The organism is Nonomuraea sp. SBT364 (genome assembly GCF_001083785.1).
Classification (GTDB): domain Bacteria; phylum Actinomycetota; class Actinomycetes; order Streptosporangiales; family Streptosporangiaceae; genus Nonomuraea.
Map to the genome: position 1 here is coordinate 37,967 of NZ_LAVL01000022.1, position 16,259 is coordinate 54,225.

General features: G+C 70.1%; 21 protein-coding genes. 9 read left to right on the forward strand and 12 right to left on the reverse strand.

Features of this window, described 5'->3' with window-relative positions:
• Positions 1–34: 34 nt before the first annotated feature.
• The 3 genes from ADY59_RS13540 to ADY59_RS54000 are packed head-to-tail and all read right to left on the reverse strand — an operon-like array spanning position 35 to position 1,211.
• Positions 35–751, reverse strand: a complete 717-nt coding sequence (locus ADY59_RS13540) for a gamma carbonic anhydrase family protein (protein WP_231618709.1) — start codon at positions 749–751, stop codon at positions 35–37.
• Positions 751–873: a hypothetical protein gene (locus tag ADY59_RS53350; RefSeq protein WP_269433594.1), complete on the reverse strand. Its 123-nt coding sequence runs from the start codon at positions 871–873 to the stop codon at positions 751–753. Before ADY59_RS53350 ends, ADY59_RS13540 begins: the two co-directional genes overlap by 1 nt.
• Positions 846–1,211, reverse strand: a complete 366-nt coding sequence (locus tag ADY59_RS54000) for an FAD-dependent oxidoreductase (RefSeq protein ID WP_442937699.1) — start codon at positions 1,209–1,211, stop codon at positions 846–848. The genes ADY59_RS53350 and ADY59_RS54000 overlap by 28 nt, the downstream gene beginning before the upstream one ends.
• Between ADY59_RS54000 and ADY59_RS51340 the strand changes: the two genes are divergently transcribed.
• Together ADY59_RS51340 and ADY59_RS13550 are read left to right on the forward strand one after the other, a co-directional pair.
• Positions 1,126–1,620 (forward strand): hypothetical protein, encoded by a 495-nt coding sequence (locus tag ADY59_RS51340; RefSeq protein WP_049562120.1) that lies wholly within the window; start codon positions 1,126–1,128, stop codon positions 1,618–1,620. The genes ADY59_RS54000 and ADY59_RS51340 overlap by 86 nt on opposite strands.
• Positions 1,621–1,881: 261 nt before the next feature.
• Positions 1,882–2,763 (forward strand): RNA polymerase sigma-70 factor, encoded by an 882-nt coding sequence (locus tag ADY59_RS13550; protein WP_049562177.1) that lies wholly within the window; start codon positions 1,882–1,884, stop codon positions 2,761–2,763.
• A gap of 214 nt (positions 2,764–2,977) precedes the next feature.
• Here ADY59_RS13550 and ADY59_RS13555 read toward each other — a convergent pair whose 3' ends face one another.
• Complete coding sequence (locus ADY59_RS13555) at positions 2,978–3,757, reverse strand: NAD(P)H-dependent oxidoreductase (protein ID WP_049562122.1); 780 nt, start codon at positions 3,755–3,757, stop codon at positions 2,978–2,980.
• Positions 3,758–3,895: 138 nt separating this feature from the next.
• On the opposite strand from ADY59_RS13555, the gene ADY59_RS13560 reads away from it, so the two are divergent.
• A complete protein-coding gene (locus ADY59_RS13560) occupies positions 3,896–4,744 on the forward strand; it encodes a helix-turn-helix transcriptional regulator (RefSeq protein ID WP_049562124.1) in 849 nt (282 codons plus the stop codon).
• Positions 4,745–4,762: 18 nt separating this feature from the next.
• Here ADY59_RS13560 and ADY59_RS13565 read toward each other — a convergent pair whose 3' ends face one another.
• The 4 genes from ADY59_RS13565 to ADY59_RS13580 form a co-directional block, all read right to left on the reverse strand.
• Positions 4,763–5,251: a GNAT family N-acetyltransferase gene (locus ADY59_RS13565; protein WP_231618705.1), complete on the reverse strand. Its 489-nt coding sequence runs from the start codon at positions 5,249–5,251 to the stop codon at positions 4,763–4,765.
• A gap of 251 nt (positions 5,252–5,502) precedes the next feature.
• Complete coding sequence (locus ADY59_RS13570; RefSeq protein WP_197093617.1) at positions 5,503–6,798, reverse strand: MATE family efflux transporter; 1,296 nt, start codon at positions 6,796–6,798, stop codon at positions 5,503–5,505.
• 245 nt (positions 6,799–7,043) lie between these two features.
• Entirely contained in the window at positions 7,044–7,214 is a 171-nt protein-coding gene (locus tag ADY59_RS13575) for a hypothetical protein (protein ID WP_156325469.1), read from the reverse strand.
• 74 nt (positions 7,215–7,288) lie between these two features.
• Positions 7,289–8,368, reverse strand: a complete 1,080-nt coding sequence (locus ADY59_RS13580) for a Gfo/Idh/MocA family protein (protein WP_082310085.1) — start codon at positions 8,366–8,368, stop codon at positions 7,289–7,291.
• Between the two features lie 114 nt (positions 8,369–8,482).
• Between ADY59_RS13580 and ADY59_RS13585 the strand changes: the two genes are divergently transcribed.
• Together ADY59_RS13585 and ADY59_RS13590 are read left to right on the forward strand one after the other, a co-directional pair.
• A complete protein-coding gene (locus ADY59_RS13585; RefSeq protein WP_049562130.1) occupies positions 8,483–9,061 on the forward strand; it encodes a TetR/AcrR family transcriptional regulator in 579 nt (192 codons plus the stop codon).
• Positions 9,062–9,390: 329 nt separating this feature from the next.
• Positions 9,391–10,467 carry an RNA polymerase subunit sigma-70 gene (locus ADY59_RS13590; protein ID WP_197093618.1) on the forward strand — a complete coding sequence of 359 codons (1,077 nt, stop codon included), beginning with the start codon at positions 9,391–9,393 and terminating at the stop codon, positions 10,465–10,467.
• A gap of 187 nt (positions 10,468–10,654) precedes the next feature.
• On the opposite strand, the gene ADY59_RS13595 is transcribed toward ADY59_RS13590, so the two are convergent.
• Entirely contained in the window at positions 10,655–11,218 is a 564-nt protein-coding gene (locus ADY59_RS13595) for a dihydrofolate reductase family protein (protein ID WP_049562131.1), read from the reverse strand.
• A gap of 401 nt (positions 11,219–11,619) precedes the next feature.
• Entirely contained in the window at positions 11,620–12,261 is a 642-nt protein-coding gene (locus tag ADY59_RS13600; RefSeq protein WP_063780655.1) for a TetR/AcrR family transcriptional regulator, read from the reverse strand.
• Between the two features lie 90 nt (positions 12,262–12,351).
• Here ADY59_RS13600 and ADY59_RS13605 point away from each other — a divergent pair, with 90 nt between their 5' ends.
• The 3 genes from ADY59_RS13605 to ADY59_RS54010 are packed head-to-tail and all read left to right on the forward strand — an operon-like array spanning position 12,352 to position 13,247.
• On the forward strand, positions 12,352–12,588 hold the full coding sequence (locus ADY59_RS13605) for a hypothetical protein (protein ID WP_049562133.1): 237 nt from the start codon (positions 12,352–12,354) through the stop codon (positions 12,586–12,588).
• An 11-nt stretch (positions 12,589–12,599) separates the two neighbouring features.
• Positions 12,600–12,857: a carboxylesterase family protein gene (locus ADY59_RS54005; protein ID WP_082310086.1), complete on the forward strand. Its 258-nt coding sequence runs from the start codon at positions 12,600–12,602 to the stop codon at positions 12,855–12,857.
• Between the two features lie 39 nt (positions 12,858–12,896).
• Positions 12,897–13,247, forward strand: coding sequence for a carboxylesterase family protein (locus ADY59_RS54010; protein ID WP_156325470.1), 351 nt, complete (start codon positions 12,897–12,899; stop codon positions 13,245–13,247).
• On the opposite strand, the gene ADY59_RS13615 is transcribed toward ADY59_RS54010, so the two are convergent.
• Positions 13,177–13,740: a TetR/AcrR family transcriptional regulator gene (locus tag ADY59_RS13615; protein WP_049562136.1), complete on the reverse strand. Its 564-nt coding sequence runs from the start codon at positions 13,738–13,740 to the stop codon at positions 13,177–13,179. The genes ADY59_RS54010 and ADY59_RS13615 overlap by 71 nt on opposite strands.
• A 77-nt stretch (positions 13,741–13,817) precedes the next feature.
• On the opposite strand from ADY59_RS13615, the gene ADY59_RS13620 reads away from it, so the two are divergent.
• Complete coding sequence (locus tag ADY59_RS13620) at positions 13,818–15,089, forward strand: CynX/NimT family MFS transporter (protein ID WP_049562137.1); 1,272 nt, start codon at positions 13,818–13,820, stop codon at positions 15,087–15,089.
• Here the strand turns inward: ADY59_RS13620 and ADY59_RS13625 are convergent.
• A complete protein-coding gene (locus ADY59_RS13625; RefSeq protein ID WP_049562139.1) occupies positions 15,086–16,231 on the reverse strand; it encodes a hypothetical protein in 1,146 nt (381 codons plus the stop codon). The genes ADY59_RS13620 and ADY59_RS13625 overlap by 4 nt on opposite strands.
• Positions 16,232–16,259: the final 28 nt, after the last annotated feature.

Sequence of the window (16,259 nt, forward strand, 5' to 3'; positions counted from 1 at the left end):
GCTCTCGACGCCCTTTCACCGGAATGAGGCCACGCTAGCCGCGATTCAGAACCTCATCGTCCGCGTGCGTGCCGAACTCGGCGACGCGCACCTCCGCGATCCGCTCGTACCGGCTGATCCGGTCAGTCCACTCCGCGTCGACACCGAACGCCACCTGTGCGAAGCCCACCCGGCCGACGGCCTCGGCCAGGCCCGGATCACCAGGGGCCAGCAGCCGCACCGGCGCGTCAAGCGCCACGGTGTTCGGCGGCACGAAGTACTCGTCCGGCAGAACAGTGCGCGCATGGACGAGCGCACCGACGGCGACGACCGAACCGGCCCCCAGCCGTGCGCGCTGCAGAACCGTCGCCGTGGTCGCCACGTAGACGCACCTGCCGACCTCGCAGCCCAGCAGCGTGGCATGCGGCCCCACGAAGACGTGGTCACCGACGAGCACCGGCTGATCACCGGCGACCGCGGACGCGCGCAGCACCGCGTTCTCGCAGATCACCGCCGCCTCCCCGACCTCGATCCGAGACCCCTCGGCATCGAGCACCGCACCGTACATCACCCGCGCCCTCGGCCCCACGCGGACATCACCGACCAGCGTGGCCGTCGGGGCGACGTAGGCGGTGGGATGGACCTGCGGTTCATGCCCGCGATGCCGGATGCGCATCCCCTGCGTTTCAGCGATCACGAGCGGATTGTCACCCGGCCGACCGCGCACACGCTGGCAGTTTTCAGACATCGCGTTCGTCGAGACCCGTGCCATCACAGGGCGAACGCCGGCTGCCCCGTCACCCGCGCGCGGAGCGCAAGCGCCTTCGCGGCGGTCAGGCGGTGCCTGCGCCTGGGCAGGCCGAAGGTCAGGTGCGAGGTGGCCCACAGGGCCATCTTGAGGATGCCCGCCTTTGGTCCGCGCGGGCTTCGAGCCGCCCTGGTACTTCGGCTTCGCTCGCCCTGCGGCGTCGACCGGCTGCAGGATGCCGTCCCGCCGCCCGAGACTGATGTGGTTGTACGTGTAGACCAGCTTGGAGTTCGCGATCCTGCGGCCGGTCAGGCGGCCCGCGATTGCCTCGATGGCCTTCCGGCCGGTGGAGCCGGCCGTTGTCGCCGATGGCGTGGGCGCTGTCGCCTGCTGCGTAGATGTTCGGGTGGGAGACCGAGCGCATGGTGTCATCGACGATGATCTGCCCGTTGGGGGTGACTTCCAGTCCGGCGATGGCGGCGATGGGGGTGACCTCGAATCCTGCTGTCCAGGCGCTCGCGCAGGCGCAGCGCCGCGGGCCGGGCGGTGACGTGGAAGGCATGCTCGGCCACACCGGGAACGCCATGGCCGGCGACGTGGCTGCCGAGCGCGTACACCAGCGTGTCATAGCCGAGCTCCCCGACAACGGCGTCGGCGTCGCCGCCACCGGCCACGGCGACGACCTGACGCTCGGGATCGACGGCGGTGACACGGGCCAGGCACAGCCGGATCCCCGTGCCCGCGAAGACGTCAGCGAGCATGTGAGTCCCGATCTCGTGACCGGCCGCCAACTGGTGCAGCCGCAACCGCTGGACGAAGACCGGCACGGCATTGACGACGATGCGGTGCTTCATGTGTCACTCCTGCCGGTTCACGTGCTGCCGGTAAACTGACCGGTCCTGCGTCACCACGCGTAGTCGTGTGCCGCGCGGATCGTGCGCACGGCGTCCTGACGCCCCTGAGGCGCCGGCGTCCCGAACTCCGTGACGGCGGAGTCATGTGACGCGTGTCACTGACCACGGGTGTCACACAGCGGCGGGGGCCGGCGCCTTATGCGTGGAGCAGAAGTTGAGGCAACAGGGCAGGAGCCAGCCATGAGCGAGCGCAGCGAGCCGACGGTGGACACAGCCGGGCCATCCGCTCGGGCCGACGGCATGGACCCGGCCACCGAGGCGTTCGTCGCCCACCGCAACCTGCTGTTCACCGTCGCCTACGAGATGCTCGGCTCGGCCGCCGACGCCGAGGACGTCCTGCAGGAGACCTGGCTGCGATGGATGAAGATCGACCTGGGGCAGGTGCGCGATCAGCGTGCTTACCTGGTGCGGATCACGACCCGGCGGTCGCTGGACCGGCTGCGTACCATGAAACGTCGCAAGGAGGCCTACGTCGGCCCCTGGCTGCCCGAGCCGCTGCTCACCACGCCGGACGTGGCCGAGGACGTCGAGCTGGCCGAGAGCGTGTCGATGGCGCTGATGCTCGTCCTGGAGACGCTGTCGCCGACCGAGCGCGCCGTCTTCGTCCTGCGCGAGGTCTTCGACGTCGGCTACCAGGAGATCGCGGCCGCCGTGAGCAAGAGCCCGGCCACGGTCCGCCAGATCGCACACCGCGCCCGTCGGCACGTCGATGCCCGCCGCCCGCGCGAGACGGTCTCCCCCGGCGAGGCCCAGGCGGTACTGGAGTCCTTCCAGCGAGCCCTCGACTCCAGAAACCTGCAGGACCTGCTCGACGTGCTCGCCCCCGACGTCGTCCTGATCAGCGACGGCGGCGGCGTCAAGCAGGCCGCCCCCCGGCCGATCACGGGCGCCGGCAAGGTGGCCCGCATGATCATCGACGGCCTCGGCAAGGCCCAGATCACGCTCACCGGCGAGCCCACCGTCGTCAACGGCAACCCGGCACTCCTCCTCCGCCTGGACGGCGACCTCGACGGCGTCATCGCCGTCCGGATCGAGAACGCCCGCATCACCGGCCTCTACTACGTCCGCAACCCGCGCAAGCTGACCCGCATCGCCTCCGAGACCCCGCTCACGCTGAAGTGATCGGTCAGCCGCCGCGCCACTGCGCCGTATCCATCAACGGGACCCTGATGACGAAGAGCGTTGCCGACGACCTCGCCGGCCTGGAGCTGCCGGTCGAGCGTAGCTGCCCGCCCGACCCGTACGAGTGGTTGCGCGAGCAGGCGCCCTATCGATCCTGCGGGAGAAAGCGCGCACGCCGTACGGGCATGGTCGTATCGCTCGTCGTCGGCGGCGGTCAGCCGCTTACGTGCAGCCCGAAGCCCGAGCGGCCCGCGGGCTCCAGCCCCTCCTTCAGATGCAGCGAGGGGATCTCGTAGTCGCCGAAGTTCTGCCGCCGGAACGCGATCGGCTCGGTCGACTCCAGGGTGAGCAGGCGCTGCTCCCACGCCTTGGCGACGTCCGGGTAGTCATCGCCGGTCATCCGGTCGGTGCTGTACAGCACGAACGGCGGCAGCACCGCCATGCCCGGGAAGTAGAGGATGCCGTGGTGGATCGGGAACAGCAGATCGTCGATGGGGCCGTTGATCCCGCGAGCGGCGTAATGCGACTCCGGGCCGCCGACGGTCACCGACAGCAGAGCCCTCCTGCCGGTGAGGGTGCCTTCGCCGAAGCGCTCGCCGTACTTGACGTCGCTGTGCTCGCCGACGCCGTACGCGAAACGGTGGGTGAACACCCGGTCCACCCAGCCTTTGAGGATCGCGGGCATCGTGTACCACCACAACGGGAACTGAAAGATGATCGTGTCGGCCCACAGCAGCTTCTCCTGCTCGGCGAGGACGTCCGGGGTGAGCGTCCCGGCGTCGAAGGCCCGGCCCGAGTCCCGGACGACACTCAGCGGGTTCGAGGCTTGGGCGCCGTAGTCCGTGGCGTCCACGACCGTCTTCCAGTTCATCGCGTACAGGTCGCTCACCCGCACCTCGTGCCCGGCGGTCTCCAAGGTGGACACCGCGAGGTCCTTCAGCGAGCCGTTGAGCGACTTCGGCTCCGGGTGGGCGTGCACGATCAGCGTCTTCATCGGAACTCCTTCGGATCGGATGGCTTCGATCCTGGGCTCCGCGACGCCCGGCGTTCAGGGGCGCCTCTTCCGTCGGACGGGACTTCCTGGTAATGGCAGGGCCACCTTCACGGGCACCGTACAGGCCATACTGGAGCCATGGACGACCTCGCGGGATTCCTGCGGACCCGGCGTTCCCGGGTCGACCCGGCCGCCGCCGGCATCCCCGCCGACAGCCGCCGCCGGGTCGAAGGGCTGCGCCGCGAAGAGGTCGCGCACCTGTCCGGAGTGAGCGTCGACTATTACGTACGCCTGGAGCAAGGCCGCGCGACCCAGCCCTCCGAGCAGGTCCTCGACGCGCTCGCCCGCGTCCTGGGCCTCGACGAGACCGAGCGCGGGCACCTCTACAGGCTCGCCCGGCAGCGCCGCCGCCGCGCTAAGGCGCCGGGCGGACGCCTGCGGCCGGAGCTGCTGCGCGTTCTCGACCTGGTCACCGACGCCCCCGCGCTGATCATGGATCACCGTCTGGACGTGCTCGCCGGCAACCGCCTCGCCGGGCTCCTCTACGGCCGGCCGATCCCGGGCCTGAACACCGCCCGGCACATCTTCCTCGACGAGGCCGAGCGCGGCCTCTACTCGGACTGGGAGACGTGCACGCTCGACGTGGTCGGGCACCTGCGCCTGGCCGCCGGCAAATACCCCGACGACCCCCGTCTGGCCTCGCTCATCGGCGAGCTGGCCATGGGGAGTGAGCGCTTCCGCCGCCTCTGGGCCCGTGCGGACGTGCGCGCCCGCACGCATGGACGCAAGGCGTACCTGCACCCGCTGGTCGGACTGCTGGAACTGCACCAGGAGAACTTCGCACTGCCGGACGAGCCGGGCATGGAGCTGCTGGTGCTGTCCGCGGTCCCCGGCAGCCGCGCCGCGGACGGGCTGCGCCTGCTGGCGAGCCTGGGCGCGGACAGCGGTGACGCGCATCCGGCAGTGAACGCCCAGGTCCGCGACTGACCCCGCCCGGGCACGGGCTCAGGCGGGCGGCGACCACATGCCGAACCACTGCTCGGCGCCGTAGGCCTCGAACCGCTCCACCTCGACGAACCCCAGCTTCGCCGCGAGGCGCATCGAGCCGACGTTGGCGGTCTGGGTCGCGAGCACCACCGGTTCGCCGGGAAGCGCGCCGGCGAACCAGTCGAGTGCCGCCGCGCACGCCTCGGTGGCGTAGCCGCATCCCCAGGCCCGCGGCAGGAACAGGTAACCGAGCTCGACCCTGCCGGCGGCCTGACGAAGGTGCCCCGTGTCTCTGGTGAGCATGATCTGACCGATCATCGTTCCGTCGAGATCGACCACGAAAAGGCCGGGGCGCCGGTCGGGTGCCTCCGGTATGGCGCGTTCGAGTTCGTCACGCGGCTGCGCTCCCCCGAGGTAGGCGCCTACCTCGGGCGAGGCCAGCAGCTCGATGACCGCCGCACGGTCGCGGGCCTCGGGCTCGCGGAGCACGAGCCTTTCGGTCCGCATCGGGGCAGGTGGCCAGGCTACTGGTCCAAGCTGGGGCATGGCGGGCAACCTATCGCACACCTCTCATGTGGGCGACACAGCAGTCGGCGCCGGGGACGCGGTTTTCCCCCGGCCAAGGCGCACGACCACGTCGCAGGCGGCTGGACCACCGGAGAGGTCGTCCTCGCCGTTGGTGAGCCGGAGCGAGAGGAGACGGGGGTCAGAGAGATTCGGAACGGAGTCCAGCGGCGGCGGTGGCCGCTTGAGCGGCGCTACCCCTGGCGCGACAGTTTTCGTACGTGTCGCATGGCGATGAGCGGCACGGTCACGCCGATCAGGTTGCAGTACGCCACCGCGGCGTAGAAGCCGTCCGCGCTGCCGACGGCGTGCGCCGCCACCGCGCTGACCGCGACGATCAAACCGAAGTAGATGGCGTTGAGCACGATGGCCCGGAAGCCGCCGCCGGTTTCCTCCATGACGGCCAGCGAGGCGAGCACGGGTCCCTGGACGGCGTAGGTGAGCGCCACGGCGCCCAGGTAACTGCCCGCGGCCTCGGCCACGCCGGCGTCGCCGCCGATCAGCCACGCCAGCGGGTCATGCAGTGACCAGACCAGCGCCGCGATCACCACGTAGGTCACGACGGTGACCTCGATGCCACCGCGCATCGATTCACGTATGCGCCGCCATTCGCCCGCGCCGCGTTGCTGGTTGATGGTGATCGCTGTGGCTGTCCCCAGGACCATGCCCGGCAGCAGCACGACGTTCTGCAGGGTGGAAGCGACCGTGAACCCGGCCACGGCGTTCTCCCCGTAGTTCCCGAGGACGCCGATGACCGCGAGGTTGTACGTGGAGAGCACGAGAAAGGTCAGGGCGATGGGCACACCGATGCGGCGCAGGTCGGTGAACACCCCACGCCGCCAGATCCGAACGGCCGGCGGATGCCACAGCTCGGTGCGGCGAAGCAGCACCAGGCCCATGGTCAGGCCGGTCAACCCCGCGGTCGCCTCGGCGATGGGCACCGCCGCGATCCCGATGCCGGCACCGAGCCCGAGGCCGGCCACGAGGCCGATCCTCACGCTCGCCGTACAGATGACCAGGACTGTGGCCTGCCGCACATACCCATAGCCGCGCAGGCTGGACGCGCACAGCTCCTCCCCGACGACCAGCAGGCCGGCGGCGCTGGTCCAGCGCAGGAAGGAGGTGAACGTGTCCCGCAGGCCGGCGGCGTCCACCTGGAGGAGACCGGTCAGGGAGGGAGCCGCGACCGCGAGGACCAGGTACAGGACCGCGCCGAGCCCGAGCCATACCCGGGCCAGGCTGGCGGCGTTCGACATGACGTCCCGGGGGCGCCCGGCCCCCTTGCTGATCGCGGCGGCGACCTGGTTACAGACCGCGAAGCCCACACTCAGGGCAAGGACGATGAGGCTGACAGGCTGATACAGGGAACGCACATAAATGGCCTCTCCCCCCATACGTCCCAGAATGGCGATAATGCCGAGCTGGGCGGCGAAATTGACGGACCCGGCCACGAAAAGAGGAACAGCGAGGCCGGAAATGGTTCGCCACACCTGTTTTCTTCCATGAGTGGCCAGGGGAAACATGCGGACCTCCGGGAACGCGACACCTCGCAAGCGAATGGGAACCTGCGGACGATAGCGACATTCCTCAACGAATGTCCACGCTGGCCTGGCCGGTTCAGGGCACGCCCAGGAGCATCCCGCCGCACACCGGAAGTAGCGGGTGGCGGTTTCGCTGGAAACCGGACCAGGAGAACTTGGACGGCGCCGGCCGGCCCTCCCCCCACACGGCAGGATCAGTGATAGTGGCCGAGTGACCGGGCGCCACACACGCTGACGATCAGGTGGACTCTCCTGGCGTACCAATGTGGAGCTCCGACCCCGATGAGCAGATGGCCTGTCCAGTAGGCGCCGTAGTAGGACGGCACGTCCAGCCCGTCCCCGTCATGCCCCTCCGCGCCGACCATGGCGACCACCAGCGCCGTCGGGGTCGAGTATCAGGGCCCAGCCGCCGGTGCCGGCGCCCGTCGCGCCGGGCGAGTTACGAGATGTGCCGGGTGATTCCGTCGGCCGCGGACCGTTCGATGGCGGCAAGGAGCCGGTGGTGGCGCAGGGCGGTCGCGAAACTGGGGTGCGGTTGCCGGTCTTCGGCGATGGCCTGGGCGACCTCCTGATAAAGGGCCGCGATGTTGGCCGGCGGGCCGGACCGGACGCCGGCCGGGACGGTGCGATAGGCGCCGGGCACGGCCAGGAGGTCGTCTCCGATCCTGATGTCCCAGTCGCCCCAGTGGATGAACGTCCCGCGCTGGGCGGGGGTGGCGGTCAATGTCCCGTCGCTGCCTACGAGCTTGAGCAGGAACCCGTCCTGGCTGGGTCCGTTGCCGCCGTGCACGACGACGGAGGCGGTGGCGCCGCTCGTCAGCAGTCCGTGCAGCAGCACGTGACTGGGCGTGGCGTTGGGCACGGTCCGTTCCGTCCCGGAGACCAGCACGCGGTCGTGCGTGTGGGGCAGTCGTGCCGAGACCTCGGCCAGCGGGCCCGTGACCCGTTCGAGTGCGGCCAGGAAGTGGCCGGCCATGATGGTCAGGATGTTGGTTCCCTCCGAGGGGTCGAGGCCGAACACCAGATCGGGCCAGATTCGACTGCCGCCCCACGGCGCGCCCTCCCCCACCAGCGCGACCGATTCGAGCGTGCCGATCCGGCCTTCGGCCAGGAGGTCGGCGGCGAAGCGGGCGCTCGGGGAATGGTGACCCTGGAGAACGACCGCGTGGACGACGCCTGCGGCGGCGGCCGCCTCGGTCAGCTCGCTCGCTTCGTCGGCGTCGACACCCAGCGGCCACTCGGACACGACGTGCTTGCCGGCATTGAGCGCGGCCCTGATCACGGCGGCATGCCCAGAGGCCTTCACCGAGACGACAACCAGGTCGACGTCGGGGTGCTCCGCGAGTTCGCCCGCGTTGGCGAAGGCGTGCCGCACGCCATGGGTGGCGGCCGCCCGCTCCGCGCTGGCCTGATTGGTGGTCGCGACCGCGGTCACCTCGAACGCCTCAAGCGCAGCGAGTGCGGGCAGGTGTGATCCGTTCGCCCAACCGCTGGCCCCGACAACTCCGACTCGGATCATGCGCCGCTCCTTAGTTGTGTACCTATCGGTATGAAACTAGAACATCGCGACCCCCGCCCACAAGAGGTAATGTACCGAGAGGTATAAATCTCGACAGAGAAGCCGGAGGACGGCATGCCCGGCGGACGCCCACGCTCGTTCGACGCAGACTCCGCACTCGATCGCGCGCTGGAGGTGTTCTGGCGGCACGGCTACGAGGGCACCTCGCTGACCGATCTCACCACCGCGATGGGCATCAACAAGCCCAGCCTCTACGCCGCCTTCGGCAACAAGGAGGAACTGTTCGCCAAGGTCCTCGCCCGCTACCTCGACGGCCCGGGCGGCTACACCGCCGACGCGCTGGACGCGCCCACCGGCCGGGAGGTCGTCGAGCAACTGATCCACGGAGCCGTGGACCTCACCGCGGGCGAGAACACGCCCCCCGGCTGTCTGTGCGTCAACAGCGTGCACGCCTGCGGACCTGACGCGCACACCGTACGCCAGGACGCCATCACGGTGCGCAGAGCCGGCGAGGCGGCGCTGCGCAGACGGCTGGAGCAGGCCACCGATCTGCCCTCCCACTACGACCCGGCCGCTCTGGCCGCACTCGTCCACACGATTTCCGACGGCATCGCCGTCCAGGCGGCAGCCGGCCGCAGCCACGACGAGTTGCGGCAGATCGGCGACTTGGCGCTGCGCGCCCTGCTGGGCTGAAAACGTGGGCGGGATCGCCCAGGTCAGAGGCGCAACCGTCCCTTTCTCCCGTACATGATCTGCGGTCCGCAGGCCGGTGATGCCGTTGTCTCGCGCCACAACTGGAAGACGCCGGTGCGGCCCCTGAATAGCAGGCGCCGAAAAGCCTGGCCGTGCCGGCCCCACCTCGGCATCGAGGGCGTGCTCGCTGCCCGGAGCACGTCTCCTGGATTGATCCGGCCCATCCGGCCTGGCGAACGGCCCGGTGTCAGCGGCTTCACCGATCAGTAATCCTCCGCCACGTCGTCAGTTCTGTTAGCACTCTCGCACCGGTGGAAGGATTGATGACCATGAGCGACTCCAGACTGCTGGGCGCCGACGAGGCCACGTTCATCGCGGCGGCCCGCTCAGGCGACACGGAGCGGTTCGCTCGCATCACGGAGCGCCACCGGCGTGAGCTGCAGGTGCACTGCTACCGGATGCTCGCGAACTACGAGGACGCCCAGGACATGACGCAGGAGACGTTCCTGCGAGCCTGGAACGGGCGAGAGTCGTTCAAGGGCCGCGCGGCCCTGCGGACCTGGCTGTACCGGATCGCGACGAACGCCTGCCTCGACTTCCTGGAGAAGCGCAACGACCGCACACCCGTACAGGCCGAGCTTCCGGACTCCGGCTCCGAGGTGCTGTACCTGCAGCCGTACCCCGACCGGATGCTCCCCGAGGACCCGCAGGAATCGGTGGTGGCGCGGGAAACGATCGAGCTGGCGTTCATCGTCGCCGTCCAGCACCTGCCGCCGCGGCAGCGGGCGGCGTTCATCCTGCGTGACGTCCTCGGCTGGCCGGCGGCGAAGGCCGCCGACGTCCTCGATCTGACCGTCGCCTCGGTGACCAGCGCGCTGCAGCGGGCGCGCGTGACGATGCGCGAGCAGCTTCCCGACCGCCGCCTCGACTGGCGGAGCCCCGCCACCCACGAGCTGTCGAATGACGAGCGCGGCGTGGTGAGGTCGTACATCGACGCCCATGAGCGCAACGACCTCGACGGGCTGACGTCCCTGCTGCGCGACGACCTGCGCTTCGCGATGCTGCCCGAGCCGGGCACCTCGGTCATCACGGCCAAGGACGCGGTGGACGGCTGGGTGTCCGGCGGGCTCTTCCAGCGCGGCTGCGACGACTGGCGCTGTATCACCACGGCGGTCAACCGCATGCCTGCCGCCGCGCTGTACCTCCGCACCCCCGACGACCCGGCGTACCGGCTGTTCACCCTCGCGGTCCTGCACATCGTCGACGGGAAGATCGCCGAGCTCACCGGATTCGACGCCACCGACAAACCATGGCTGGGCCTGCCCCCGGCACTGCCAGCAGGCGAAAGCCCTGTCGTCGGCGAGTCCGGCGCACGGGCCGCCGTCACCGAAGTCACCGCGGAATGAGCACCCCGACCAGCTGAACACCGACGCGGCCACGCGAACCCCACTGCCCCGCCGGTGTTGCCGGCGGGGCAGCTCACCCGGAACGCAAGGAAGGGCCCTGGGAAGGTTCACTCATAGCCGAGCGTCACGGTGAGCACGCCAGGAAGGATTTCGACCTGGTCTCACGGGCCGAGCATCTGTCCCGTGCTCATCGCCTCGTCTCGTATCGGGTCAGCACCACGCCGCCGGGAAACGTCCGCGTCTCCACCAGGTTCAGCTTCACCCAGCTGTCCAGGGCCGTGAAGAACGGCGTGCCGCCGCCCACCAGGGCCGGTGCGGTGACCAGCACGTACTCGTCGATCAGCCCGGCCCGCATGGCCGCCCCGGCGAGCGTGGCGCCGCCGATGTCCATCGGGCCGCCGTCCCCGGCCTTGAGCCGGGTGATCTCGGTGACCGCGTCACCGGTGAACAGGCGGGTGTTCCAGTCGACCGTGCTGGTCGTCGAGGAGAACACCACCTTCGGCATGTCCCGCCAGCGGCGGGCGTACTCGATCTCCGCCGCTGTGGCGCCGGGCTGCTGGTCGGCGGTCGGCCAGTGGGAGCTCATCGTCTCCCACAGTTTGCGCCCGTACAGCGCCAGGCCGGTCGCCCCCACCCGGTCGGACCACCACTGGAACAGCTCGTCGCTCGGTACGCCCCAGCCGAGGTCGTCGCCGGGCGCGGCGATGTAGCCGTCCAGGCTCAGGTTCATGCCGAATATCAGTTTCCGCATCGTGCCAGCCTTCCGTGAGTCGATCTCACAGGTACAGACGGACACGGCGCGGAAACCTAATCGGTGCGCGATCCGCGTCAGCAGGTAGTCCTCGTGTTCCGGACTCGGCATGCGTACTCGGCCGGGCTCTGGCACTACCCACCGGATCTCTCGTACGGGCAGCGGCGCAACCATCACCGGCTCTCCCCGGCCGTCGGATGGGAGCCGCGTGAGCCGGGGCGATCTTTGACTGCAGTCAGCGGCGATCTCGTCGCGAGCAGCGCGTACGGCCGGATGGTCTCGGTGGAGGCGTGAACGAGGCGGCGGCGGACGACCGACCTCCGTCGAGCTGCCAGCAAACTGGGGAACGAAGCATCGGCGCCGGAAACAGCCGCCGCCCAGCTCGCGCTCGTCAGGCGCCGTCAGGTGATCGCGGTCGATGAGGCCGGTCGGCTCGGCCGGGATGGCCGCATGCGCAGGCCGTCGATACGACCGGTAAGGATGTCGTGAGCGGGCACGGCGGGGCGGTGTCCGAGCAGGGCAAGCGAAGTCAGCCCTTCGACCAGCGGCAGAAGGGTCTCGGCCTCGAGATCGGCGTCGAGGTCGTCGCGGAACTCGCCGGTTCGCTGGCCGTAGCGGATCAGCCAGGCCAGCAGGTCGCGCGTTCTGGCATGGGCTTCGCGCAGGATTTCCGCCAGGGACGGAATGGCCGTGGCGTGGGCGGTGAAGGCCGCCAGGATCCTGGCGTCGCGTCGCTGGTGCGGCTCGATCAGGGCGAGCGTACGCAGGGTGGCGGTGAGCAGGGTCACCGCCGACTCCTTGGCGGCGGAGGCGCCGATCTCCTCCTGGCCCTGAGCGGTGATGCGTTCGGTGATGCGCTGCAGGGCGAAGGCGAGCATCTCGTCCTTGGTGGCGAAGCAGCGCTGCACCACCCCCATGGACACGCCGGCCTGCTGCGCCACGTCCCGGAGGGTCGCGCCTTCGGGGCCGTGCCGGTCGATCAGGTCGCAGACCGCTTCGGCGATGTGGCGGCGTCGGGACTCGTAGTCGACCTGCTTGGGCATGCGGCTCCTTCCGCTCACTTTTCGATGCGGTTGCATCATATCAGCTTTTGCGGTTTATTTGATGCGTACGCATCGAAACAAGGAGGGTCCATGGATAGTCGTCCGAAGACACGCAACCGCACAGCCGACAAGGCGCTGTGGCTGGCCGGGGTTCTGTTCGCCGTTCAGGGGTTCGGCTCGGCGATCACCGAGGCGCAGTGGGGCACCAGCTTCGGAGTCGCCGGCATCCTGCGCGCCCTCAGCGCCCCCGGCTGGACCGATCTCGCCCTGGGAGCCTTCGGGGCCATGTGCTTGCTCATCGCGGCGTATCGGGTGGTGCGCCGGTGAGACTTCCAGGAATGGCGCGCACACCTCGTCCCGGACGTGCAGCGGTTCAATGCCTTCCCTATGCCGCACCGCCGATCGGAGCGCTGCGCCGGCAGCCGCCGCGGCCCGTCCAGGCGTGGAAAGGCGCCAAGGACGGCACCCGGACGGCCCCGCGCTGCCCGCAGAACGCCAGTCCCGCCGACTCCAACCCGGCCAGCACCGCCGAGGACTGCCTCCACCTGAACGCCACCGCCCCCGTGCCGTGTCCGCCGGGCGGCGGCTGCCGGTGATGGTCTGGCTGCACGGCGGCGGCTTCACCCAGGACGCCGGTGGCGACTACGACGCCGCAGCAGGCCGGGCTGCGCCGGATACGGCACAGGGCGGCGGCCTTCGGCGGTGACCCGCGCAACGTCACCCTGTTCGGCGAGCCCGGGGGCGCGTTCGGTACCTGCGCCCAGCTGACGTCCCCCACGGCAGGAGCGGCGGCGGCGCCGGTCTCCGCCGCGATGACCATGGTGATGACCACCGCCGAGCGGTCCTGCTGCAGAACCCCGAAGGAATTCAAAAGGGTTGTCAGTCACCGGGGACGGAAGACGGCAAGGCGTCCGATCAGCGGGGGTGGAGACCGTCGAGTGCGATCTCCACATACCGCTGCCAATCGCCTGCGGCGTTGCGAGTGACCGCCGCCAGGCCGCAGATGACGATGTTGACGTCCCCGGCCGTCACGTCCTGCCCGACCGTGCCACGCGCCCGTGCCCGGCCGAGCAGCTCGGCCACGACGGTGAGCAGCGCCTCGCGGGTCTCTCCCCGCGGCTCGGCCGAGCCCATGGCCTTCTCGATCACCTCGGACATGCCGCGGTCTTCGGCGAGCACCTGGCCCACGTGGTACAGAAACCCGGCCAAGCCTTGAGCCGGATCACCGGTGTCGGCGAGCCGGCGTGCCTCGGCGACGAGGTCGGCGGTCCGGCGCTCGGCAATGGCCTCGATCAGGGCCTCCCGGGTCGGGAATTTGCGGTAGAGGGTCCCGATGCCCACGCTCGCCGCCCGTGCGACCTCCGCCATCTGCACGTCGTGACCGGACTCGGCGAACAACGCGCGAGCCGCCTCCAGGACGCGATCTCGATTGCGCTCGGCGTCGGTACGTGTCCTGCGGGGGGTTCGCGGAGTTGGCATGCGAAACGATCCTCTGTCTAGACTTCAATACGGAATCCGGAGTCCATATTCCGTATTATGCATGATGGGGTAATTGCATGTCGAAGAGGCGTTTCATCTCGTTCTCGCCGGCTCCACGGCGGTCGGCGGGGCATTCCGGCCGGGCGCTGCTGGTGTGGGGGCTGCTGGTGGTGGCCGCGAACCTCCGGCCGAGCCTGACCGGTGTGGGGCCGCTGCTGGATCGCGTGCAGGCCGATCTGGAGTTGGCTCCGGCCGTGGTCGGCCTGCTGACCACGCTGCCCTTGCTGGCGTTCGCGGCCATATCTCCGATGGTTCCGCGACTGGCGGCGCGCTGGGGACCTGAGCGGCTCCTCTGGGCCGCGCTCGTGGTGCTGACGCTCGGGATCGCGGTCCGGTGGATACCGACGGCAACCGGGCTGTTCGCGGGAACCGTCCTGATCGGTGCCGGAATCGCCGTGGGCAACGTGCTGCTGCCGAGCCTGATCAAGCGCGATTTTCCCACCCAGGTGGGGCTGCTGACCAGTGCGTACGTCACGGTGATGGGGGCTGTCGCCGCGGTGGCTTCCGGGGTGGCGGTGCCGATCAGCCAGGTCGCCCCCGGCGGCTGGTACACCGCGCTGGGGTGCTGGATCGTCCTCGCGCTGGTGGCCGTCGTGCTCTGGCTCCCGCAGGTGCGGACGCCGCGGCCGGTCTCGGGGGCGATCCGCAGGCACAGGTTGCCCTGGGGATCGGCGCTGGCGTGGGCGGTCACGGCGTTCATGGGATTGCAGTCGATGGGCTTCTACGTCGTCGTCACGTGGCTGCCTCAGGTGTTCCAGGACAGTGGGGTGAGCGCGGCCGCGGCGGGGTGGCTACTGTTCGCGTTCCAGGCGGTCGCGGTGGTGACCAGCCTGGCCGCGCCCGCCGCGCTGCGGTGGGCGCGTGACCAGCGCGCGGTGGCGGCGGTGAGCTCCGCCGTCTCGCTCACCGGCTACCTGGGGCTTCTGGTCATGCCGGAATGGCCGTTGTTGTGGACTGTCGTCCTCGGGCTGGGCGGCGGAGCGTGCCTGGTGCTCGCCCTGGCCTTCCTCGGCCTGCGCGCCCAGGACGCGACCGCGGCGGGCGCGTTGTCAGCCATGGCGCAGTCGATCGGATACCTGGTGGCCGCCGCAGGACCGGTGGTCTTCGGGCTGCTGCACACCGTCAGCTCCGGCTGGCAGGCGCCCATCACGCTGATGTGCGTCGCCGCGACCGGTCAGGCGATCGTCGCGATGGTGGCCGGCAGGGGCACGGTGCCGCCGGCCGGCGGCCGGGCACCCGGGAGCGCCCCTTCGCCGGAACAGGATCGCACGCCTTCGCCCGGCCACTAGGTGACGGGCACACCCATGGGGCCGCCCGTATAGCGGCGGGGAAGGATCAGGAGCGGATTGTCGTCGAGGAGCACGTCCGGTGGGCCGAACCCCTCGGCCACCTCACGAATGCCGGGGTCGTCGAGGAGGAGCAGGCGGCCTCGGTCGACGAACAGCTCCCCGTCGAGGTGAACGGTCGGCCGGTCGATCTGACAGTCGCAGTGCGCGAAGCCCGGCGCGGCGGTTTCGGGGACGCCGTCGGTGAGGGCGTCGAGGCCGCAGTAGAAGGCCCCGGCATGCTTCTCGCGTTCGAACTGGGGGCCGCCGGCGATCCGGACCTTCGGGTTGAGGCCGATCAGGGCGTGCCGCATGTAGTAGCCGCCGGGCGCGCGGCGGCGGATCTGATCGGCCGCCGCGCCGCCTTCGATGGCGCGGACCCGGTTGTCCCGCAGGGTGACGCGGATGGGCTGGTCCGGCACTCCGGTGAAGGTCGAGTCCTCGATGACGAGGACGCCTTCGCTGTGGGTCGGCCAGAAGTTGGCTCCGCCGTACGGGAAGGGCTGCCAGGTGCCTGTCCGCACGGGGCCGCCGTCGGGGGCGAAGGTGAGCCCGGACATGGTGAGGTCGGTGCCCGAGCCGGAGGTCACGCGGATCGTCTCGGCCTGGGTGAGCCGGCTCAGGGCCCGCTGCTTGAGGGCGTAGAAGAGCTCGTTGGGGAACCTGGCGCCGGTGAGCAGCGCGCCGGCGGTGGCGGCCATGTGCAGGGAGGCGAAGCGCACGGGCATGGCCATGACCTGGTCGAAGAAGAGCGGGGCGGTGTGCACCTCGGCCCACCAGGTGGCACTGATGACGACGTCGGCCTTGCTGACCGCTGCCACCTCGACCTGCAGGGCGGGCTCGCTGTCCCATCCTCCGGGGCTGAAGGGCGGCACCGAAAGGATGCGTACATCAGCGTCGAGGCAGGCCGCCCCGGCGGCGACGGCCTGGATGACGACCGGGTCGACGGTGTGCTCGGCCAGGAGCAGGACACGTTCTCCGGCCGCGAGCTGAACGTGACGCAACAGGTTGCGGATCCCTGGCATCAGCTCGCTGATCGCGTAGGGGGCGACGGGCGGTTCGGAGGCGTAGCTGAAGGGCGACGAAGCGTACGGATTGGTGGTCACCCGGGTTTCCCCTCTGTTGTGGCGGCCT